Below are 19,935 nucleotides of genomic sequence, written 5' to 3' on the forward strand. Positions count from 1 at the left end.
GTAAGATTTTGAGGAGGTTATATTATGACAACAAAACATATCACATTTACTGCGATTATGACAGCTATTATCGCATTGCTTGGTCTGATTCCACCTATTCCGCTTCCATTCATGCCAGTACCGATTGTCTTGCAAAATGTCGGTATTTTTCTAGCAGGTATTCTTTTAGGCAAAAAGTATGGTACATTAAGCGTAATTGTATTTTTAATTTTAGCAGCGTGCGGTTTACCTGTACTATCAGGCGGTCGTGGTGGTATAGGAGTTTTTGCTGGTCCATCAGCAGGTTTCTTATTCTTATATCCAGTCGTCGCTTTCTTAATTGGGTATGCGCGCGATAAATCTATAGAACGAATCAATTTCGGTCGTTTATTTTTACCTACATTAATTGCGGGTGTCTTATTATTAGACATTGTCGGCACATTAATTATGGGCGTGATTACACATATGCCATTATCAAAAGCATTCTTTTTATCATTTGTCTTTATGCCGGGGGATATTATTAAAGCGATTATCGCATGCTTAATCGGTGCAGCATTATTGAATCACACACGCTTTAAACAATTGATTCGTTTCTGAGGTAGCAGAAAGAGGGATAAAGATGGGGCCGCTATCCATGCGATTAATTGATCAACCTGGAACGATTGCTTATGAAGATGAACAAAAGACGATTTATTTAACACCACAAGAACCTTTAACGTATTATACGAACAAATGGGTATATCATGACATGCCGACGTTTGAAACTTGGTTAGAAGATGTCAAAACACAAACACACGCACATCTCAAACAAGAGAGTCGCCATTTGGCATTTACTTTTTCAGAAAACACACCTTTAGATTCCACGTTTCGTACATATTTTGAACGAGAGAATTTTGATGTTGTGTTGTTAGAAATGTATGCGATCGAAGCACATGAGCTTGCAGGTGACATTCCAGATGGTTTAGATATCCGTTTTGTCGATATTTATCATTTGGATGATTATTTGAAAATCTGTCGTTATTTTTCACTGGATTACGGTAAAGACTACGCAGACGAAGTGGTTAAAACTTTAAGACAACAATTTGACGGCGCAACGAATGTGAAGCGGGTGATTGCTTATAAAGATAGTCAACCAGTCGGCACATTAGATATGATTGAATCAGAAGAAACGATTGAAATCGATAGTTTCGGTGTGATCAAAGAAATGCGTGGACAAGGAATCGGACGTGCTATGCAGGGATTTGTCGCAAATTATGCCAAGCATAAACCTTTGATTTTAATCGCAGACGGTGAAGATACTGCCAAGGAAATGTATATTAAGCAAGGCTATACCTTCATCAGTTATTGTTATAGTGTGATAAAAGAGAATATATAAGCAAACAAAAAAGCTGTGTTTCACAAGTTAATCTTGTGAGGACACAGCTTTTATTCGTTCTGGGTGACTATAAATATTGAAGTTGCCATCTCTGATAAATCCAATGGCTGTTATGTTTAAGTCATTCGCAAGCGTCACAGCTAACGTAGTCGGTGCGGATTTAGAAAGAATAACACCAACTCCGATTTTAGCCGCTTTAATCAGAATTTCTGATGAAATACGACCGCTGAAAATTAATACTTTGTCTCGAACAGGAATATGACGTTCAATACAGAAACCATATAACTTATCGAGTGCGTTATGTCGACCGATATCTTGACGGTGTTCAAAGAAAGCATCACCGTCGCTGATGGCCGCGTTATGCAAGCCGCCTGTACGTTTGAACAGTTTACTTGCAGTTTGTAGTCTCGTCATCATATTGATGACCTGTTGAGGTGTGAGTGTGATATTCGACAATGACGTCTTAGCCACCGCCGCATCATTTTGGAAATAAAACTCACGACTTTTACCGCAACATGAGGCAATCATGCGCTTGGTTGAATACTCGAAACGATCCCCTAAGTCTTTCGTTAATTCAACATGTGCAAACCCCTTGCTGTCATCTATTTGAATCGATTTCAATTCACTGCGTTTTAAAATTGCACCTTCAGACGCTAAAAAGCCCAGCACCAATTCTTCCATGTGGTCTGGACTGCAGATGACGGTCGCAAATTCTTCGCCATTAACCATGACAGTTAATGGAAATTCTGTAACATAACTATCAGTTGTTTCAAATAATTCTCCATCTTCAAAGCGGACAATTGTCTGATTCGTTAAAACATCTTTATTCATATGCATGACTCCTTAATTTAACAATATACTACATCACTTCAATTTACAAAAAAGATTTGCATGAAATGTTTCATTATTTAAAATGAAAATTTGTACAAGTAAACAGAGCGTAGTAAACTTAAAGTAAACAAAAGAGAGGTGTCAATTATGGCAAGTATTAGAGATATCGCAAAACAAGCGGGTGTCAGTCCAGGTACAGTGTCGCGTGTACTTAATGAAGATCCGACATTGTCTGTAGCCGACAGTACAAGAACTCGTATTTTAAATACCGCAAAAGAACTTGAATATCACAAAGCAGAACGTGTAAATCGCCAAGTTCAAATTATTACCTATGCATCTCGCAGAAGAGAAATGGCTGACCCGTTTCATCGTGAATTGCGTTTGGCAATAGAGTCTGAAATTAAGAAATTAAATTTAACATTAAAGAAGACACTTAGAATTGAAACAGGATTTAAAAAACAAGATTTACAAGATGTGAAAAAAGCAGGTGCAGTGTTAGTCATCGGTAATTTCTCATTGGATGCTTTAAAAGAAATTTATCGCCATAATCCTAATATGGTGGTGATTAATAATAAGCAAGTTCCTGATTATATCGATGCAGTGTACTCTGATCTAGAACAAGCCATGTATCAGCTGCTGAATCAAATCAGGGACACTTATCATGATGCACATATCGCTTATTATGGAGGCATACGTGAAGAACGTAATTTAGATGGGAAAGAAGCATATGAAAATGATGCAAGATATCACGCATATCTTTCTTGGTGTCAACAACATGATGAGATACCGAATGGCAATTTAATCGGTTGGGAACGAGAAGATGGTTTTGAAGCGATAACAGAAGCGGACACTATCCCAGATGTGCTGATAGCGGGTAATGATATGGTCGCAATCGGTTTAATTCAAGGCCTCCAACAAAGAGGTGTCACAATCCCTAAAGATGCTGGAGTTATCGGATTTAATGACTTAGATGTAAATCAATATGTAACACCATCATTGACGAGTGTGCGTATTGATATCGAGCAGTTTGGTAAAAGTGCTGTCTTAATGGCAAAAGAACGTATTCAAAAAACACGTCAGTCTGCCATGCATATTGTGATACAAACGAAACAAATAGAGCGACAATCTTTTTCTTTTAAGAACCAATGAAAGTGTTGACAAAACATTTAGTAAACAAATAAACTTTAATTGTGTTTACTAATAAATTTACCTTGCGAGAGGAGTTATATTATGTTGGCATCTATGCAAACGCAATTTGAAAAGCATTTTGAAACAAAGCCAGATGTTGCCGCATTCGCACCAGGACGTATTAATTTGATCGGAGAGCATACAGATTATAATGGCGGTTATGTATTCCCAGCTGCTATTGAATTAGGCACATACGGTTTAGCACGTAAACGTGAAGATCGTACGATTCGTTTTTACTCTTTGAACTTTGAGGAAAAAGGTATTATTTCATTTTCATTAGATGATTTAGATTACAATGCTGACCATAGTTGGGCGAACTATCCAAAAGGCATGGTTAAGTTTTTAATTGAAGCGGGTTACAAAATTGACTCAGGCTTTGATGTCATCGTTGAAGGTAACATTCCAAACGGCGCAAGTTTATCTTCTTCAGCTTCTATTGAAATGCTGACTGGTTGGTTAATGAAGCAACTCTTCAACTTAGATGTAGAGCGCTTAGAATTAATTCATCTTGGACGTAAAGTAGAAAATAAATTTATCGGTGTCAATTCAGGTATTATGGACCAGTTCATTGTGGGTATGGGTCAAAAGGATCAAGCGATTTTATTAGATACGCATACGTTAGAGTATCATTATGTCCCAACTGAATTCGGAGATTACACGATTTCTATTATGAATACGAATAAGCGTCGTGAATTAGCAGAATCTAAATATAATGAACGATTAGAAGAATGTCAGAAAGCATTAGCGTTACTTCAACAAGAATTGGATATTGAAGCGTTAGGACATTTAGATGTTGAAACGTTCGAAAAATATGCGCATTTAATTGAAGATGAAACGATACGTCGTCGTGCACGTCACGCAGTTACTGAAAACGCACGTGTTAAAGAAGCGTATGATGCTTTAGCGCAATCAGACTTTGAACGCTTTGGTGAATTATTAAACCAAAGCCATGCTTCATTGAAGGATGATTATGAAGTGACGGGCAAAGAGCTAGATACTTTAGCAGAATCTGCACAAAATGTTGATGGAGTCCTTGGTGCACGTATGACAGGTGCAGGATTCGCAGGATGTGCGATTGCTTTAGTTCATCAATCAAAAGTTAAAGATTTAGAAGATGAAGTCTCTCGTATTTATACAGACAAGATTGGCTATGCGCCATCGTTTTACCATGTCAATATCGGTGACGGCGTGAAAACAATCGAACTTTAAGGAGGAAAATCATGTCAGTTTTAGTATTAGGCGGTGCCGGTTATATCGGCAGCCATGCAGCGCATCAATTGATAGATGCTGGTTATGATGTCGCAGTGGTGGATAATTTAGGAACAGGTCATAGAGGTGCCGTACCTAAAGCAGCACGTTTTTATGAAGGAGATATTCGTGACAGCGAATTCTTAAATCAAGTGTTCGCAACGGAAAATGTTGAAGGTGTCTTCCATTTTTGTGCTTATTCATTAGTTGGAGAATCGGTAGAGAAACCTTTAGATTATTTCAATAATAACGTCTATGGTATGCAAGTGTTGCTTGAAGTGATGAAAGCACATGATGTGAATGATATTGTCTTTTCTTCAACAGCAGCAGTTTATGGTGAACCAGATGTTGTCCCGATTACAGAGGATGCGAAAAAAGCACCGACCAACCCTTATGGCGAAAGTAAATTGATGATGGAAAAAATGATGCATTGGTGCCATAACGCATATGGTATGAACTATGCAGCATTACGTTACTTCAATGTCGCGGGTGCACGTGAAGACGGTACGATTGGTGAAGATCATAATCCGGAAACACATTTAATTCCCATTGTATTAGAAGCAGCGTTAGGACAACGAGATGCGATTACGATATTCGGTGTAGATTATGATACAGAAGATGGTTCATGTGTCAGAGATTATTTACATGTCACAGATTTAATTGAAGCGCATATTTTAGCGTATCGTTACTTAAAAGATGGCGGTGAGAGCGGCGCATTCAACTTAGGCAGCAGTCAAGGTTACTCTGTTATTGAAATTGTGGAAGCAGCACGCCAAGCGACTGGTGAAAAGATTAAATCAGAAATCGGTAAACGTCGTGCAGGTGATCCAAGTAAATTAATCGCTTCAAGTGATAAAGCACGTAACGTGTTAGGCTGGGAGCCGAAACATGATGATATTCATGAAATTATTGAAACTGCTTGGCATTGGCACCGCGCACATCCGAATGGCTACGAAGATAAATAAAAAGGGAGGCCGTATCATGAAGCTGAATCAACAGCTGATACAACGCTTTATTTCATATGCAGTAGAATATGGGGACTTTGAAAAGGAAGATGCTTTCTACATTCAAAACCTAGTGCTAGAGATTACACAAGCAGAAGATATCGAACATGAGGATAGAGATATCTCAGAACTTGATACACCGAATGCGATTGCACAACACTGGATTAATCGAATGATTGAACATCACTTAATAGAAGATGCGGTATATCAAAAAGAAATGGTTGAAACGAAACTATTAGATTTAATCACACCGAAACCTTCAACTATTAATCGCAACTTTAGACAGTTGTATCAAGACAGCCCGGAGAAAGCGACGCAATATTTATATGATATTTGTATGCGCAACCACTATATTAAGGCAGATGCCATCGCACAAAATATTCATTTCTATACACCAACGAACTATGGTGACTTAGAAATTACAATTAATATGTCTAAACCTGAAAAAGATGCGAAAGAAATTGCGGCAGCAAGAGAAGCAAAACAAACAAGTTATCCTTTATGTGCGTTATGTATGGAAAATGAAGGTTACCAAGGTTCTGTAACCCAAGCAGCACGTCGTAATCACCGAATTGCGCGTATTAAGTTAGATGGAGAAGACTGGGGATTCCAATTTTCACCATACGCTTATTTCCCAGAACATAGTATCGTATTATCTGCACAACATGTGCCAATGAAGATCGGACGACAAACTTTTGTGAATCTATTAGACTTTGTGAAGCAATTTCCGCATTATTTTGCGGGATCTAATGCGGACTTGCCGATTGTAGGCGGTTCAATCTTGTCTCACAACCATTACCAAACAGGGCGCCATACTTTCCCGATGGATAATGCGACAGAAATAGAACGTTTTACTATTGATGATTATCCTGAAGTAGAAGCGGTGTTGTTAGATTGGCCGATGAGTGTAATCCGTTTAAAAGGTAATAATCAAGCACAACTCATTGATGCGGCAGAACATATTTTCAATCAATGGAATACGTACAGTGATGAAAGTGTTCAAGTCAAAGCACATTGTGAGGCGGGCGAACGTCACCATACCATCACACCGATTGCACGTTACCGTCAAGAAACAGGTCGTTTTGAATTAGATTTAGTACTAAGAGACAATCAAACATCAGAAGATTATCCAGATGGTATTTTCCATCCGCACCAAGATGTACAACACATTAAAAAAGAAAACATCGGTTTAATCGAAGTGATGGGAACTGCGATTTTACCAGCACGTTTAAAACATGAGCTTAAACAAGTCGAACAATATGTTTTAGGTGAAACTGATATAGATTTAGGTGTGCATCAAGATTTCGCAGATGAACTAAAAGAGAAACATCAATTTACACCTGAAAATGCTGAAGGTATTGTTTTAGATGCTGTAGGTCAGAAATTCAAACGTGTCTTAGAAGATGCAGGTGTGTTTAAACGTGATACTGAAGGCTTAGAAGCCTTTAAACGTTTTGTTCAAACTTTATAATTATAATCAAAAGGTCAATGCCATATTGGCCTTTTTTCTTATGCGAAGACAAAAGATAATGGTTAAATTCAAATTGGAATTTATGGACCGAAAGCGTATAATCGAGAGTGAATTAATCATTTTTAGGAGGCTTCTTCAAGATGAAGTTGAAATACTTTGCGGTTATACTGTTGAGCGTCTGCTTAGTTGTTGTTGGATGTTCAAATGATAAAAAAGAAACAAACAGTAATCAAAAAGAAAATACTTTACATGTCGCAGCTGCCGCAAGTTTAACGGATGTGACGAAAGATTTAGAAACAGCATTTAAGAAAAAACATTCAGATGTTGATATTACATTTAACTACGGCGGATCAGGATCGTTAAGACAACAAATTGAAAAAGGTGCACCTGTTGATGTGTTTATGTCAGCCAACACAAAAGATGTCCAAGCGTTAAAAGATAAGAAGAAAGCTGATAACACTTATGATTATGCGCGAAATCAACTTGTATTAATTGGTGAACAAGGCACTGATTTAAAATCAGTCAAAGATTTAAAAGATGGACAAAAACTTGCGATAGGCGAAGTGAACTCTGTACCTGCAGGTAAATACGCAGAAGGTTACTTAAAAGACAATGGATTATACAGCAGCGTTAAAGATCATCTTGTCTTTGCGAAAGATGTCCGTCAAGTCTTGAATTATGTGGAAAAAGGGAACGCGCAACTCGGTTTTGTTTATAAAACGGATTTATATAAAAACAAAACTAAAAATGATAAAGTAAAAGAAATCGAATCGGTGAAATTAAAACAACCGATTGTTTATGAAGCCGGAACAACATCTGATAATAAGACAGCGAAAGCTTGGATTGAGTTCTTAAAATCAGATGAAGCGAAACAAATCTTAAAAGATTATCAATTTGAAGCGTAGGAGGAGTGGAAATGCCTGATTTAACGCCATTTTGGATATCAATTGAAGTGGCTGTAATCAGCACGATTATTGTAACAGTACTTGGGATTTTAATTTCAAGACTGTTATATCGACGTCGTGGACGTATTGTGACACTTCTTGAGAGTATTATTATCCTGCCGATTGTGTTACCTCCGACAGTCATGGGGTTCTTATTATTAATTGTTTTCTCACCACGAAGCCCTGTAGGCGCATTTATGACAAATGTTTTACATATGCCTGTCATATTCACAATCACTGGTGCAATTATTGCCTCTGTGATTGTCAGTTTTCCGTTAATGTATCAACATACGATTCAAGGTTTTAGAGGTATTAATCATAAAATGTTGAATACAGCACGAACAATGGGTGCAAGTGAAAATAAAATTTTCTTCAGACTGATTTTACCGCTATCAAAGCGTGCTATTTTATCTGGTGTGATGATGGCATTTGCGCGTGCAATCGGTGAGTTCGGAGCAACCTTAATGGTAGCGGGTTATATTCCAAATAAAACCAATACGTTGCCTTTAGAGATTTATTTCTTAGTTGAACAAGGCAAAGAGAACCAAGCTTGGCTATGGGTATTAGTATTAGTCGCATTTGCGATTACTGTTATTGGTACGATTAACTTAATGAACAAAGATCGTTATTTGGAGGTGGATTAAGATGTTGACCATCCAAATTACACATCAGTTAAAAGGACAGTTACTGAAGTTAGATATTCAAGATACAGTACCTAAAATTTATGCGATACGAGGACCTTCAGGAGTGGGGAAAACGACTGTTTTGAATATGATCGCAGGCTTAAGGGCTGCAGATAACGCTTATATCAAAGTCAACGAACGTGTGTTAACGGATACGCAATCATCTGTGAATGTTAAAATTCAAGAGCGTCATTTAGGCTATTTATTTCAGGACTATCAATTGTTTCCGAATATGACAGTTTTTCAAAATATCACGTTTATGGCGCAACCTTCTGAACATATTACAGCGTTGATGCATCAATTAAACATCAGTTATTTACAAAAACAATATCCAGCTAGATTATCAGGCGGGGAAGCACAACGCGTCGCATTAGCACGTGCATTAAGCACACGTCCTGATTTACTTTTATTAGATGAACCATTTTCTAGTTTGGATGATGCGACGAAAGAAGAAAGTATGCGTTTAGTGAAACGACTCTTTGATGAATGGCAAATCCCGATTATTTTTGTGACACATTCTAATTACGAAGCAGAACAATTGGCGGATGAAATTATAACGTTAAGTTCTGTACCAGCTGAATAATAAAAAGTTTCAATCCGGTCTGTCTTCTATTGGCATGACCGGATTTTAGGTGACATACTACAATTCGAACGATTGTAACACGTCTCTATTCGTCTTATAATAAAGACAATGCACTTTAAGAAAGGAATCGAAAGATGTCAGAACGTTATTCCAGACAAATTTTGTTTAAACATATAGGCAGAGAAGGCCAAGAGAAAATTGCGCAAAAACATGCGCTGATAATCGGCATGGGTGCATTAGGAACACACATTGCGGACGGTTTAGTCAGAGCGGGCATCAAACAGTTAACGATTGTTGATCGTGACTACATCGAGTTCAGCAACTTACAACGTCAAATGTTGTTTACAGAACAAGATGCGACAGACGCGATGCCGAAAGTGATTGCGGCGAAAGAAAAGCTGCAGGAAATCCGAAGTGATGTCATTATTGAGGCACATATCGCTCAAGTCAATCCCCAGTTTCTAGAAACGCATGGAACTGAGGTAGATTTAATTTTAGATGCGACAGATAATTTCGATACACGTTTATTAGTGAATGATTTTGCGTATAAATATAATATACCTTGGATATATGGCGGGGTTGTACAAAGTACATATATCGAAGCAGCTTTCATTCCTGGACAAACTCCGTGTTTCAATTGTCTGATGCCGCAATTACCAGTCATTAACATGACGTGTGATACAGTAGGGGTAATTCAACCAGCGGTAACCATGACCACGAGTTTACAAACACGTGATGCATTGAAAATCCTGACTGAAACACCTTTTACGCCTAAATTAACTTATGGTGATATTTGGGAAGGGACACACTATACATTCGGATTCAGTCGTATGTTTAAAGCTGATTGTCATACGTGTAGTGAACATGCGACCTATCCGCATTTAAATCATACTGATTTACAGTTTGCGACATTATGCGGAAGAGATACAGTTCAATACAATAATGAGGATATTACCCAGGAAATGTTGAAGGAATATCTTGAAACGCATCATATTAAGTATCATGCGAACCCTTATATGATCCGCTTCGAATTCAACAATCATCGAATTGTCAGTTTCTCAGGCGGACGCATGTTGATACATGGCATGACGAAACCTGAAGAAGCGATTAAATTAATGAACCAATTACTCGGTTGAGTAAATCACATAGGAGGCCTAATGAATGAAAAATGAACACGTGAATGTCAAATTAGATAGAACCATCAACGCAGCAGTCTTAACTGTGTCTGATACAAGAACAAAAGAAACAGATAAAGGCGGTAATTTAGCTAAAGAATTATTGTCAGAGATTAATGTGGAAATTACAGATGATCATTACACAATCGTCAAAGATGATAAACAAGCGATTACTGAACAAGTACAACAATGGTTGAATGAAGATGTGGATGTCATTATTACGACGGGCGGTACAGGTATCGCACAACGTGATGTGACGATTGAAGCAGTAACTCCTTTATTAACAAAAGAAATTGAAGGTTTCGGGGAGTTATTCAGATATTTAAGTTATGCTGAAGATGTGGGAACACGTGCTTTATTATCACGTGCTGTCGGCGGTACAGTAGGTGAACAATTGATTTTCTCATTGCCAGGTTCATCTGGTGCGGTAAGATTAGCGATTGAAAAATTAATTAAACCTGAATTGAATCATCTCATTCATGAATTAACAAAATAAAAGGCAAGAAGAAGCGGTTAGATTTTACTCAGGTAGAAGACTAACCGCTTCTTCACTGTACTGTTTGATTGAATAAGGGAAAACACTGAAGCCAATCACTGATTTCATAAGATTTCATCAGTTTTTTCATCCATTCAGCCTATTTATCTTAAAGAATTCGCATTATATAATAGGAGTAACATGAAAAAAACGGAACGATTGTACGTTGTGACAGTAAAATCACAACGTCAATGGTTCCGTAGTGCTGTTGTGAAGTTCATGTTTACGTATAAAAAGGGTAAAGCATGAACAACAATAGTTTATGATCTGCGGTAATCCCCGGATTTTCCGCCAGATTTTGAGATAAGGTAAGTTTCGCCGATGACCATCCCTTTATCAAGTGCTTTGGTCATATCGTAAACGGTTAAAGCCGTTGCTGAAGCGGCTGTGAGAGCTTCCATTTCTACACCGGTTTTACCTGATGTAGAGACTGTAGCTTCAATATTAAGTGTATATGACGATGTTGTATCCCATTCAAAGGCAATATCGATACCAGTCAGTGAGAGCGGATGACACATAGGAATAATCGTAGAGGTATTCTTAGCTGCCATGATTCCCGCGATTTGGGCAGTATTCAGCACATTACCTTTCTTATTTGTATGTTCTACAATTTGCTTGTAAATCGCTTCGTTAACAGTAATGCTTGAATGTGCTGTCGCAACACGTTTTGTGATGTCTTTATCAGAAACGTCGACCATTTTCGCATTACCTTGAGCGTTGATATGAGTAAATTCAGACATGTTATTCCTCCTCGCTTAGACATTATAGCATGAAATAAAATAGATGTTAGGAGCAGATAGTTTATGCCAGTTGAAAAAAGAAATCCAATTGCGGTAAAAGAAGCAATCAAACGTGTGGTAGCACAAGAATTTCGTACAGAAACACAACAAGTGCCTTTAAATGACAGTTTAGGATATATACTGTCTGAAGATATCGTGGCAACGTATGAAATCCCACGTTTTAATAAATCACCTTATGACGGCTTTGCGTTAAGAAGTGAAGATACAAAAGGTGCAAGCGGTGACAACCGTATTGAATTTGAAGTCATTGATCACATCGGTGCAGGCAGTGTGTCAGATAAAACAGTCGGACCGAACCAAGCTGTCCGTATTATGACAGGTGCAGAAATTCCAGCAGGTGCAGATGCAGTTGTGATGTTAGAACAAACACGTGAAGGTGAACATTCATTTACGATTCGTAAAACCTTCGAACATAATGAAAATGTTTCATTAAAAGGTGAGGAAACAGAAGTCGGAGATGTCGTATTAAAAGAAGGCCAACGTATTAATGCTGGGGCTATCGCAGTACTTGCGACCTTCGGTTATACAGAAGTGCCTGTACGTCGCTTACCATCTGCAGCTATTATTGCGACAGGCAGTGAGTTATTAGATGTCGGTGATGAATTAGAACCAGGTAAAATCCGTAATTCTAATGGACCGATGATTCAAGGCTTACTAAATCAATTCGGCTTAGACTGTGAAGTTTATAAAATTCAAGAAGATGATTTCGACAGCAGTTTAGCAGTCGTTAAAGAAGCACTTGCATCTCATGATATGGTCATCACAACAGGCGGTGTATCTGTTGGTGACTTTGACTATTTACCAGCTATCTATAAAGAAATCGGTGCAGAAGTATTATTCAATAAAGTACAAATGCGTCCAGGCAGTGTCACAACAGTTGCTGTCGCAAATAACCAATATTTATTTGGTTTATCAGGGAATCCATCTGCGTGCTATACAGGATTTGAATTGTTCGTAAAACCAGCAGTCTTAAATATGATGGGCGCGATTGAACGTTTCCCTCAAGTTGTAAAAGCCACATTGATGGAAGACTTCAAAAAAGCCAATCCATTCACACGTTTCATTCGTGCAAAAGCTACATTAAATGGTTTACAAACAACAGTAGTACCTTCTGGTTTCAACAAATCAGGTGCGGTTGTCGCGATTGCACACAGTAATGCGATGATTATGTTGTCGAGCGGTACACGCGGCTTTGAAAAAGGCTACACAGTGGATGTCATTCTGACTGAAACAGATACCTTTGAAGAGGAATTAGCACTATGATTTTACAAGTTGTGGGATATAAAAATTCTGGCAAAACAACCTTGATGGCAGAAACAGTTAAGTTTCTGAAAGCACAAGGTTATCGTGTAGTGACGATTAAACATCATGGACATGGTAGTGAAGATATTACCTTACAAGCAGCAGAAGTCGATCATATGAAACATTTTGAAGCAGGGGCAGACCAAAGCATTGTGCAAGGTCATGCGTTAAGAGAAACAGTCACACGTACAACAGAACAAACTTTATCCCACATTATTGAATCAGCAGTCACGATTGATTATGATGTGTTACTAGTTGAAGGCTTTAAACAAGCGGATTATGATAAAGTGATTATTTATAGAGATGAAGCGGAATTAGTTTCTTTATCTGAGCTGAGTCATGTACAATATAAGTTACCGTTTCAAAAAAATACAAAGTTAAGTCATTTTAAAAAGTGGTTATTAACTTTTATCGATAGAAAAAAGGATGAGTCAAAATGAAACAATTTGAAGTTGTGACTGAGCCGATTCAAACAGAACCTTATCGAGACTTTACACTGACACCGCATCAAGGTGCAGTAGTGGTCTTTACAGGTCATGTTAGAGAATGGACAAAAGGCATTCGTACAGAACATCTTGAGTACGAAGCTTATGTGCCAATGGCTGAGAAAAAATTAGCTCAAATCGGCGATGAAATCAACGAACAATGGCCTGGCACGATTGTCAGCATTGTTCACCGTATCGGACCATTGCATATTTCCGATATTGCGGTATTAATCGCAGTTTCTTCACCACATAGAAAAGATGCCTATGCGGCAAATGAATATGCGATTGATCGTATTAAAGAAGTAGTGCCGATTTGGAAGAAAGAAATATGGGAAGATGGCGCACAATGGATCGGTCATCAACGTGGTTACCATGAAGATGCCATTGAAAGGGGGCAAACAGAATGAAAGTCCTTTATTTTGCGGAGATTAAAGAAATCTTACAAAAAGGTACAGAAGAATTTGAACTAGAGAATGAAATGACAGTAGAGGCGTTTAAAAAATATTTATTTGAAACGTATCCAGAAATCAGCGGCAAACAATTCCAAATCGCCTTGAATGAAGAATTTGTGCCAAATGATGAAATGATTCAACCTTCTGATGTCGTTGCGTTGATTCCACCGGTAAGCGGAGGTTAAGAAAGTGAAAGCAATTATTTTAGCAGGCGGACGATCAGAACGTTTCGGTTCGCCTAAGGCATTTGCGAGGCTCAATGGTAAAATGTTTTATCAACATATTATCGATGCCTTGAATGAAGCCAATATGTTTAATGAGATTATCATTAGTTCTAGTGCGGAATTGGCTGATCAATTTGAAGATGTCAAAGTGGTCGTAGATGATGAAGAACATCAAGCGAAAGGACCGCTTTCAGGCATCTACTCAGTAATGAAGCAAGATTTTGAAGCAGAACTATTCTTTGTGATTTCAGTAGATACACCGTTAATCACAGAAAAAGCTGTCAGCACGTTATATCAATTTATGGTTGAACATGTCATTGAAGACCAGTTAGATATTGCGGGGTATGAAGAAGAGGGGTATCCGATTCCTACTATCGCATTTTATAGTCCGACGTGTTTACCAGTCATTGCACGTGCACTAGAATCCGATGATTACAGTATGAAACATGTTTATAACCAAGTCGCTTCTGATTGGCTGGATGTTCATGAGGTTGATACAAGACCTGATTGGTACCAAAATATTAACTACCAAGATGATTTAGCCAGAGTCAGAGATCAATCGCTTTGATGAGATGTATCAAGCGATAAGAGAGAAAGAAAAGGGGGTCAAAAGATGGTAAAACAAATAACAGATAAATTAGGTCGCCCGATTCGTGACTTAAGATTATCCGTGACAGATCGCTGTAATTTCCGCTGTGATTATTGTATGCCTAAAGAAATTTTCGGCGATGACTTTGTCTTTTTACCCAAAGATGAATTATTGACTTTTAGTGAAATGGAAAGAATTGCTCGCGTATATACTCGCCTAGGTGTGAAGAAGATTCGTATCACTGGTGGGGAACCTTTAATGCGTAGAGATTTATATAAATTAATAGCCGCTCTTAATGAAATCGACGGTGTAGAAGATATTGGTCTGACTACCAATGGTCTATTGTTGAAAAAACATGGACAAAAACTCTATGATGCCGGATTAAGACGTATCAATGTCAGCTTAGATGCTATTGATAACGAATTATTCCAATCTATCAATAACCGTAATATCAAAGCAGATACCATCCTAGAACAAATTGATTATGCAGTATCTATCGGTTTTAAAGTGAAAGTGAACGTTGTTGTTCAAAAAGGTATCAATGATGACCAAATCATCCCAATGATTCAGTACTTCAAAGACAAAAATATTGTTGTAAGATTTATTGAGTTTATGGATGTCGGTAATGACAATGGCTGGGACTTCAGTAAAGTTGTCACAAAAGATGAGATGCTTGCGATGGTCGAAGATGAATTTGATATTGAAGCGGTTGAACCGAAATATTATGGTGAAGTCGCAAAATATTATCGTCATAAAGATAACGGAGCACAGTTCGGTTTAATTACGAGTGTTTCTCAGTCATTCTGTTCAACATGTACGAGAGCACGCTTATCTTCTGATGGTAAATTCTATGGCTGCTTATTCAGCACAGTCGATGGATTTAACGTCAAAGAATTTATGCGTTCTGGTAAAATGGACGATGAATTACAAGCGAAATTCGAAGAGTTATGGCATATTCGTGATGACAGATATTCAGATGAACGAACTGAACAAACGGTCGCAAATCGCAGACGTAAGAAAATTAATATGAACTATATCGGCGGTTAAGTCGAATGAAATATATAATAAAAAGCACGTCTTTCTGATTTTTTCGGAAAGGCGTGCTTTTTCATAATGATTACTTTGCGAAGGTTTCAAATTCTTTGATGACAGATGCGACGAATTCACGTTGTGTCTTATCTAATAAATAAAAGACTTGGCGTTCATCAGTTTCTGAACGCTCTTTTGCGATCAGTTCTCTTTTATAAAGTTTTCTTATTAATACATCAATTTTACTCGTATTCCATTTCATGTCGTAATGGAGGGTATCCCTCAATACTTTACCTGTAATTTTGTCAGTACCATTGAAGCGGTATAAAATAATGAACTCCTCCATGGTAAGATGATGTTCTGCTTTTAGCCAATATTTAATCTGGCTAAGTTTACATTCTGTCTCAATTAAATGATCAATTGTCTTTGACATTGATATTCCTCCTCTTGCCCTTTCATAGTTGTATTCCCCCAGGAATAATAATTGTTTTACTTATTATATTATATAACGAATTTCAATATAAATCTATTCTCTTTAATTTACTATAATAGTAAAAAAAGTGCGTTATCACGGAAATTATGAACCGAAATTGAATATGTTGAAAGAAAAGTTGATTCAAGTGCTAAAAGTATAAAACAAGAAAATGACAAATGTCATAGAGAATTTATGACAAACGTTACTATGTTTACAATTTTTAAAAATATATCATTAAATCAAGGAAATAAAGAGGTGATTAAATGATAAAAGTAAACGGTGTAACTAAATCATTCCACAATACTAAAGCAATAGATCATGTTTCATTTGAAATAAAAGAAGGAGAATGTATCGCTTTAATAGGCGTAAATGGAGCAGGTAAGTCCACATTGATTGATTTGATTTTAGGTAATTTAGTTCCAGATGAAGGGCGTATTGAAAGGGATTCTGCTATACAAAATAATATCGGCGTATTATTTCAAAAATCAATCTTTAATGAATGGGTCAAAGTAAAAGAACTCTATGCGTTTTATTCATCGGTTTATAAAAAAGCGTTAGATTACAACAAGTTTAAAACGTTGACCCAGTTTACTGATAAACAATTAAATCAATACGCGACTAAATTATCTGGAGGTCAACAACGTTTATTAGATTTTATATTGATGTTAACAGGACAACCTTTATTAATATTTTTAGATGAGCCGACGTCTGCGATGGATGCTAAAACAAGACGTTATTTCTGGAACATCATAAATGATTTGAAGGCTCGAGGTATTACCATATTATATACGACGCATTATATTGAAGAAGTAGAGAAGGTTGCGGATCGTGTTATCGTATTGAAACAAGGAAAGATAATGAATGATAGTTCACCTTCACAATTAAAACACCTTGATAAAACATCAACGATATATCTACCTGAACAATTTGAGTCAATCATTCAAAATCAAACTCAATTAAGTTATCAAAAGGATCAAAGTGAACTTCAAATCAAAACAGATGAGGTTCAAAAAGTTTTACAACAATTGATTGAAATAGATATAGATTTAAATGAGTTAGAAATTAAGAAAAGTTCATTAGAAGATTATGTATTTGAAAGTGAAGGGGAGATTCTATCATGATTTTTAAATATTTGAAATTAGATTGGACAATCACTTTGCGACAAAAAATATATCTTATTCTTTCAGTAGGGATGCCGTTAGTATTTTTCTTGATTTTCACTTCATTAACTAAAGTACCGCAATCAGAAGCCAATCAAATTTATAAAGAAAGTTTGATGAGTATGACGGTCTTTAGTTTAACTAGTTATTGTTTGTTGACCTTCCCTGTTGAATTAGTACAGGATAAACAAAACGGATGGCAGAAAAAACTTTTTGCGACACCGATGACACCCATTAAATATTATGTAGCTAAAGTATTCAAAATCATGAGTCTTTTTTTATTTTCAATTATTCTGATGTTTAGTGTTGGAGGAATGATTAGACACATTCATATGTCTCTTTATGAATGGTTAGTATCAGGATTATTATTATGGATTGGATCCAGTTTATTTTTGTCCATAGGGTTATTACTGGCACAACATAAAGATGTGAAGCAAGCAAGTAGTATAGGTAATTTATTGTATCTTGTTTTAGCGATTGTGGGTGGATTATGGTTTCCTATTAGCTTGTTTCCTCAATGGCTAGCTTCTATCTCTCGATATATGCCGACCTACCGATTAAAACAGCTAGGATTAGATTTTATTCAGCATCAAACGATTAATATAGCGGCACTTGGTTTTCTTTTGGGGTATTGTATACTATTTATAATCATTGCTTTAGTTATTCAAAAGAAATCGGACGTGATGTAATGTCTTTTTTGCTTAGAAAAATAAAAGGAAACCCAATGGGCGTTGCGAGTTTTATTTACTTGTTGTTTCCAATTATCGCTTTATTTTATCAAGACATCAAAGGACCTAAAGTAATTGCTGTTATAGTGATTGCTGTATTTATAATTAATTATGGTATTTTAATTTTATCTGATGTTTATCAGTTTAAAGTGAAGCGGTTGATTGTATGGATGATTTATTTGATCGGCACACTTTATTTTTGTTGGGCAATGGGCAGCACATTTATTATGTTTTTCTTTTTTGGTTCTTATGTGTTGCCATATGTTTATGAAGCGACTGTAAAGTCAGTGGAAAGTATACTATTTTATATTGCTTTACTCATCGCATCTGGTCTTTCATTATACTTACTTCCAAAAGCTTTACCAATAGTTGTCGTACTGATTCTTGTTGTAATCATTTCGTTGTTCATTAACTTTAGATTTATCGAAAATAAAAAAGTAAGGGCGCAAATGAAAGAGAAAAATCGTCACATCAATTTATTGATTGCTGAACAAGAACGTCAAAGAATCGGCCAAGATTTACATGATACGTTAGGTCATGTATTTGCCAGCTTGAGCATAAAATCTGAGCTTGCTTCTAAATTGATAGATCAAAATCCAGAAAAAGCCAAAGAAGAAATGTTAGCAGTTAATCAACTTTCTAAAGAGGCATTAAATAAAGTCAGAACTATTGTAGAACATCTGAAATTTCAAGATTTTGAAGAAGAAGTGAAGTCTGTAGATCAACTATTAAAACAAGCAGATATTACTTTTGATTTTGAGGGACAATCCACTGCTAGAACATTAAATAAAGGACAACAGTCTATATTAGCTATGCTATTGAGAGAAGCGGTCAATAATATTATTAAACATGCACATGCGACAAAAGTAACTGGTACATTAAAAGAAGCGCAACACATCATTACGTTGATAATTAGTGATAATGGCAAAGGTATCAGTAAACCTGAAGCTACACTGCATAGTATAAGAGAGCGTGCAGCATTATTAGATGGTGAAGTTACAATAAAATCTGAACAAGGTGTTACATTAATGATTCGAATTCCACGAGGTGATAATTTATGATAAATGTTGTTCTAGCTGAAGACCAAGAAATGCTGAGAAAAGCGATGGTTCAACTTATAGAGATGGATGAAAATATTAACATTATTGCTGATACTTCAAGTGGAGCAGAGGCATGGCAAATGATTGAATCCAATCAGCCTGACATTGCAATTCTAGATATTGAAATGCCGGAATTAACAGGTTTAGAAGTATTGAATAAAATAAGAGAAGCAAAGTTAAATACAAAAGTCATTATTGTAACGACGTTCAAAAGACCAGGTTATTTTGAAAGAGCAGTCGCAAATGATGTAGATGCTTATGTATTAAAAGAACGTTCCGTAGAAGAACTGATTCAGACCATGCATAATATTATGGCAGGACAAAAAGAATATAGTGAAACACTGATGACTACATATTTTAATGAGAAAAATCCATTAACGCCTTCAGAACAATTAATACTGAAAGAAATCGGCAATGGTTATTCAAGTAAAGAAATTGCACAAAAGCTTTTTCTTTCAAACGGGACAGTTCGTAATTATACTTCTGTCATTATTGATAAAATGGAGACAGAAAATCGTTTTGATGCGTGGAAAAAAGCTATTGAAAAAGGATGGATTATATAAAAAAGTGCAGAC

At 36.6% G+C, this 19,935-nt stretch carries 24 protein-coding genes; 21 read left to right on the forward strand and 3 right to left on the reverse strand.

Annotation, left to right across the window (positions count from 1 at the left end; genetic code table 11):
• Positions 1–24: 24 nt before the first annotated feature.
• Positions 25–576: a biotin transporter BioY gene (locus HMPREF2603_RS01520; protein ID WP_002479614.1), complete on the forward strand. Its 552-nt coding sequence runs from the start codon at positions 25–27 to the stop codon at positions 574–576.
• Between the two features lie 22 nt (positions 577–598).
• On the forward strand, positions 599–1,354 hold the full coding sequence (locus HMPREF2603_RS01525) for a GNAT family N-acetyltransferase (protein WP_060803655.1): 756 nt from the start codon (positions 599–601) through the stop codon (positions 1,352–1,354).
• 27 nt (positions 1,355–1,381) lie between these two features.
• On the opposite strand, the gene fdhD is transcribed toward HMPREF2603_RS01525, so the two are convergent.
• Entirely contained in the window at positions 1,382–2,185 is an 804-nt protein-coding gene (fdhD, locus tag HMPREF2603_RS01530) for a formate dehydrogenase accessory sulfurtransferase FdhD (RefSeq protein WP_060803656.1), read from the reverse strand.
• A 147-nt stretch (positions 2,186–2,332) separates the two neighbouring features.
• On the opposite strand from fdhD, the gene HMPREF2603_RS01535 reads away from it, so the two are divergent.
• The 9 genes from HMPREF2603_RS01535 (at position 2,333) to HMPREF2603_RS01575 (ending at position 10,977) form a co-directional block, all read left to right on the forward strand.
• The gene (locus HMPREF2603_RS01535) at positions 2,333–3,334 is read left to right on the forward strand and encodes a LacI family DNA-binding transcriptional regulator (RefSeq protein ID WP_060803657.1); all 1,002 of its coding nucleotides are present in this window, start codon (positions 2,333–2,335) and stop codon (positions 3,332–3,334) included.
• An 81-nt stretch (positions 3,335–3,415) separates the two neighbouring features.
• Positions 3,416–4,582 carry a galactokinase gene (locus HMPREF2603_RS01540; RefSeq protein WP_060803658.1) on the forward strand — a complete coding sequence of 389 codons (1,167 nt, stop codon included), beginning with the start codon at positions 3,416–3,418 and terminating at the stop codon, positions 4,580–4,582.
• Between the two features lie 11 nt (positions 4,583–4,593).
• Positions 4,594–5,586, forward strand: coding sequence for a UDP-glucose 4-epimerase GalE (galE, locus tag HMPREF2603_RS01545; RefSeq protein ID WP_023014996.1), 993 nt, complete (start codon positions 4,594–4,596; stop codon positions 5,584–5,586).
• Positions 5,587–5,602: 16 nt separating this feature from the next.
• Positions 5,603–7,096 carry a UDP-glucose--hexose-1-phosphate uridylyltransferase gene (gene galT / locus HMPREF2603_RS01550; RefSeq protein WP_060803659.1) on the forward strand — a complete coding sequence of 498 codons (1,494 nt, stop codon included), beginning with the start codon at positions 5,603–5,605 and terminating at the stop codon, positions 7,094–7,096.
• A gap of 140 nt (positions 7,097–7,236) precedes the next feature.
• On the forward strand, positions 7,237–8,001 hold the full coding sequence (modA, locus tag HMPREF2603_RS01555) for a molybdate ABC transporter substrate-binding protein (RefSeq protein WP_060803660.1): 765 nt from the start codon (positions 7,237–7,239) through the stop codon (positions 7,999–8,001).
• A gap of 11 nt (positions 8,002–8,012) precedes the next feature.
• Positions 8,013–8,684 (forward strand): molybdate ABC transporter permease subunit, encoded by a 672-nt coding sequence (gene modB, locus HMPREF2603_RS01560; protein WP_002479606.1) that lies wholly within the window; start codon positions 8,013–8,015, stop codon positions 8,682–8,684.
• Between the two features lies 1 nt (position 8,685).
• Positions 8,686–9,306, forward strand: a complete 621-nt coding sequence (locus tag HMPREF2603_RS01565) for an ATP-binding cassette domain-containing protein (protein WP_060803661.1) — start codon at positions 8,686–8,688, stop codon at positions 9,304–9,306.
• A gap of 134 nt (positions 9,307–9,440) precedes the next feature.
• A complete protein-coding gene (locus HMPREF2603_RS01570) occupies positions 9,441–10,442 on the forward strand; it encodes a ThiF family adenylyltransferase (protein ID WP_002479604.1) in 1,002 nt (333 codons plus the stop codon).
• 25 nt (positions 10,443–10,467) lie between these two features.
• Entirely contained in the window at positions 10,468–10,977 is a 510-nt protein-coding gene (locus tag HMPREF2603_RS01575) for a MogA/MoaB family molybdenum cofactor biosynthesis protein (protein ID WP_002479603.1), read from the forward strand.
• Positions 10,978–11,276: 299 nt separating this feature from the next.
• On the opposite strand, the gene moaC is transcribed toward HMPREF2603_RS01575, so the two are convergent.
• Positions 11,277–11,756 carry a cyclic pyranopterin monophosphate synthase MoaC gene (gene moaC, locus HMPREF2603_RS01580; RefSeq protein WP_002479601.1) on the reverse strand — a complete coding sequence of 160 codons (480 nt, stop codon included), beginning with the start codon at positions 11,754–11,756 and terminating at the stop codon, positions 11,277–11,279.
• Between the two features lie 63 nt (positions 11,757–11,819).
• On the opposite strand from moaC, the gene glp reads away from it, so the two are divergent.
• From glp to moaA, 6 genes are read left to right on the forward strand one after another with little or no spacing between them, the layout of a single operon-like run.
• Positions 11,820–13,079, forward strand: a complete 1,260-nt coding sequence (glp, locus tag HMPREF2603_RS01585) for a molybdopterin molybdotransferase MoeA (RefSeq protein WP_060803662.1) — start codon at positions 11,820–11,822, stop codon at positions 13,077–13,079.
• Positions 13,076–13,558, forward strand: a complete 483-nt coding sequence (gene mobB, locus HMPREF2603_RS01590; RefSeq protein WP_060803663.1) for a molybdopterin-guanine dinucleotide biosynthesis protein B — start codon at positions 13,076–13,078, stop codon at positions 13,556–13,558. The genes glp and mobB overlap by 4 nt, the downstream gene beginning before the upstream one ends.
• The gene (locus HMPREF2603_RS01595) at positions 13,555–14,010 is read left to right on the forward strand and encodes a molybdenum cofactor biosynthesis protein MoaE (protein ID WP_002479598.1); all 456 of its coding nucleotides are present in this window, start codon (positions 13,555–13,557) and stop codon (positions 14,008–14,010) included. Before mobB ends, HMPREF2603_RS01595 begins: the two co-directional genes overlap by 4 nt.
• Complete coding sequence (moaD, locus tag HMPREF2603_RS01600; protein ID WP_002479597.1) at positions 14,007–14,240, forward strand: molybdopterin converting factor subunit 1; 234 nt, start codon at positions 14,007–14,009, stop codon at positions 14,238–14,240. The genes HMPREF2603_RS01595 and moaD overlap by 4 nt, the downstream gene beginning before the upstream one ends.
• A gap of 4 nt (positions 14,241–14,244) precedes the next feature.
• Positions 14,245–14,847, forward strand: coding sequence for a molybdenum cofactor guanylyltransferase MobA (gene mobA, locus HMPREF2603_RS01605; RefSeq protein WP_023014990.1), 603 nt, complete (start codon positions 14,245–14,247; stop codon positions 14,845–14,847).
• A gap of 45 nt (positions 14,848–14,892) precedes the next feature.
• On the forward strand, positions 14,893–15,915 hold the full coding sequence (moaA, locus tag HMPREF2603_RS01610; protein ID WP_060803664.1) for a GTP 3',8-cyclase MoaA: 1,023 nt from the start codon (positions 14,893–14,895) through the stop codon (positions 15,913–15,915).
• A 70-nt stretch (positions 15,916–15,985) separates the two neighbouring features.
• Here moaA and HMPREF2603_RS01615 read toward each other — a convergent pair whose 3' ends face one another.
• Positions 15,986–16,330, reverse strand: coding sequence for a transcriptional regulator, SarA/Rot family (locus tag HMPREF2603_RS01615; RefSeq protein WP_002479594.1), 345 nt, complete (start codon positions 16,328–16,330; stop codon positions 15,986–15,988).
• A gap of 305 nt (positions 16,331–16,635) precedes the next feature.
• On the opposite strand from HMPREF2603_RS01615, the gene HMPREF2603_RS01620 reads away from it, so the two are divergent.
• From HMPREF2603_RS01620 to HMPREF2603_RS01635, 4 genes are read left to right on the forward strand one after another with little or no spacing between them, the layout of a single operon-like run.
• Positions 16,636–17,493, forward strand: coding sequence for an ABC transporter ATP-binding protein (locus HMPREF2603_RS01620; RefSeq protein WP_002479593.1), 858 nt, complete (start codon positions 16,636–16,638; stop codon positions 17,491–17,493).
• Positions 17,490–18,221: an ABC transporter permease gene (locus HMPREF2603_RS01625; RefSeq protein ID WP_002479592.1), complete on the forward strand. Its 732-nt coding sequence runs from the start codon at positions 17,490–17,492 to the stop codon at positions 18,219–18,221. The genes HMPREF2603_RS01620 and HMPREF2603_RS01625 overlap by 4 nt, the downstream gene beginning before the upstream one ends.
• Before the next feature lie 35 nt (positions 18,222–18,256).
• Positions 18,257–19,321, forward strand: a complete 1,065-nt coding sequence (locus HMPREF2603_RS01630) for a sensor histidine kinase (RefSeq protein ID WP_060803665.1) — start codon at positions 18,257–18,259, stop codon at positions 19,319–19,321.
• Entirely contained in the window at positions 19,318–19,923 is a 606-nt protein-coding gene (locus tag HMPREF2603_RS01635) for a response regulator transcription factor (protein WP_002479590.1), read from the forward strand. The genes HMPREF2603_RS01630 and HMPREF2603_RS01635 overlap by 4 nt, the downstream gene beginning before the upstream one ends.
• The last annotated feature ends 12 nt before the right edge of the window (positions 19,924–19,935 follow it).

Origin of the sequence: Staphylococcus sp. HMSC055C03 (genome assembly GCF_001809385.1) — a bacterium.
Taxonomy (GTDB): Bacteria; Bacillota; Bacilli; order Staphylococcales; family Staphylococcaceae; genus Staphylococcus; species Staphylococcus simulans.

Excerpts from the sequence above, each read along its gene's own strand:
- HMPREF2603_RS01520 (WP_002479614.1), top strand. The coding sequence starts at position 25 with ATGACAACAAAACATATCACATTTACTGCGATTATGACAGCTATTATC.
- HMPREF2603_RS01525 (WP_060803655.1), top strand. The coding sequence starts at position 599 with ATGGGGCCGCTATCCATGCGATTAATTGATCAACCTGGAACGATTGCT.
- fdhD (WP_060803656.1), bottom strand. The coding sequence starts at position 2,185 with ATGAATAAAGATGTTTTAACGAATCAGACAATTGTCCGCTTTGAAGAT.
- HMPREF2603_RS01535 (WP_060803657.1), top strand. The coding sequence starts at position 2,333 with ATGGCAAGTATTAGAGATATCGCAAAACAAGCGGGTGTCAGTCCAGGT.
- HMPREF2603_RS01540 (WP_060803658.1), top strand. The coding sequence starts at position 3,416 with ATGTTGGCATCTATGCAAACGCAATTTGAAAAGCATTTTGAAACAAAG.
- galE (WP_023014996.1), top strand. The coding sequence starts at position 4,594 with ATGTCAGTTTTAGTATTAGGCGGTGCCGGTTATATCGGCAGCCATGCA.
- galT (WP_060803659.1), top strand. The coding sequence starts at position 5,603 with ATGAAGCTGAATCAACAGCTGATACAACGCTTTATTTCATATGCAGTA.
- modA (WP_060803660.1), top strand. The coding sequence starts at position 7,237 with ATGAAGTTGAAATACTTTGCGGTTATACTGTTGAGCGTCTGCTTAGTT.
- modB (WP_002479606.1), top strand. The coding sequence starts at position 8,013 with ATGCCTGATTTAACGCCATTTTGGATATCAATTGAAGTGGCTGTAATC.
- HMPREF2603_RS01565 (WP_060803661.1), top strand. The coding sequence starts at position 8,686 with ATGTTGACCATCCAAATTACACATCAGTTAAAAGGACAGTTACTGAAG.
- HMPREF2603_RS01570 (WP_002479604.1), top strand. The coding sequence starts at position 9,441 with ATGTCAGAACGTTATTCCAGACAAATTTTGTTTAAACATATAGGCAGA.
- HMPREF2603_RS01575 (WP_002479603.1), top strand. The coding sequence starts at position 10,468 with ATGAAAAATGAACACGTGAATGTCAAATTAGATAGAACCATCAACGCA.
- moaC (WP_002479601.1), bottom strand. The coding sequence starts at position 11,756 with ATGTCTGAATTTACTCATATCAACGCTCAAGGTAATGCGAAAATGGTC.
- glp (WP_060803662.1), top strand. The coding sequence starts at position 11,820 with ATGCCAGTTGAAAAAAGAAATCCAATTGCGGTAAAAGAAGCAATCAAA.
- mobB (WP_060803663.1), top strand. The coding sequence starts at position 13,076 with ATGATTTTACAAGTTGTGGGATATAAAAATTCTGGCAAAACAACCTTG.
- HMPREF2603_RS01595 (WP_002479598.1), top strand. The coding sequence starts at position 13,555 with ATGAAACAATTTGAAGTTGTGACTGAGCCGATTCAAACAGAACCTTAT.
- moaD (WP_002479597.1), top strand. The coding sequence starts at position 14,007 with ATGAAAGTCCTTTATTTTGCGGAGATTAAAGAAATCTTACAAAAAGGT.
- moaA (WP_060803664.1), top strand. The coding sequence starts at position 14,893 with ATGGTAAAACAAATAACAGATAAATTAGGTCGCCCGATTCGTGACTTA.
- HMPREF2603_RS01615 (WP_002479594.1), bottom strand. The coding sequence starts at position 16,330 with ATGTCAAAGACAATTGATCATTTAATTGAGACAGAATGTAAACTTAGC.
- HMPREF2603_RS01620 (WP_002479593.1), top strand. The coding sequence starts at position 16,636 with ATGATAAAAGTAAACGGTGTAACTAAATCATTCCACAATACTAAAGCA.
- HMPREF2603_RS01625 (WP_002479592.1), top strand. The coding sequence starts at position 17,490 with ATGATTTTTAAATATTTGAAATTAGATTGGACAATCACTTTGCGACAA.
- HMPREF2603_RS01630 (WP_060803665.1), top strand. The coding sequence starts at position 18,257 with ATGGGCGTTGCGAGTTTTATTTACTTGTTGTTTCCAATTATCGCTTTA.
- HMPREF2603_RS01635 (WP_002479590.1), top strand. The coding sequence starts at position 19,318 with ATGATAAATGTTGTTCTAGCTGAAGACCAAGAAATGCTGAGAAAAGCG.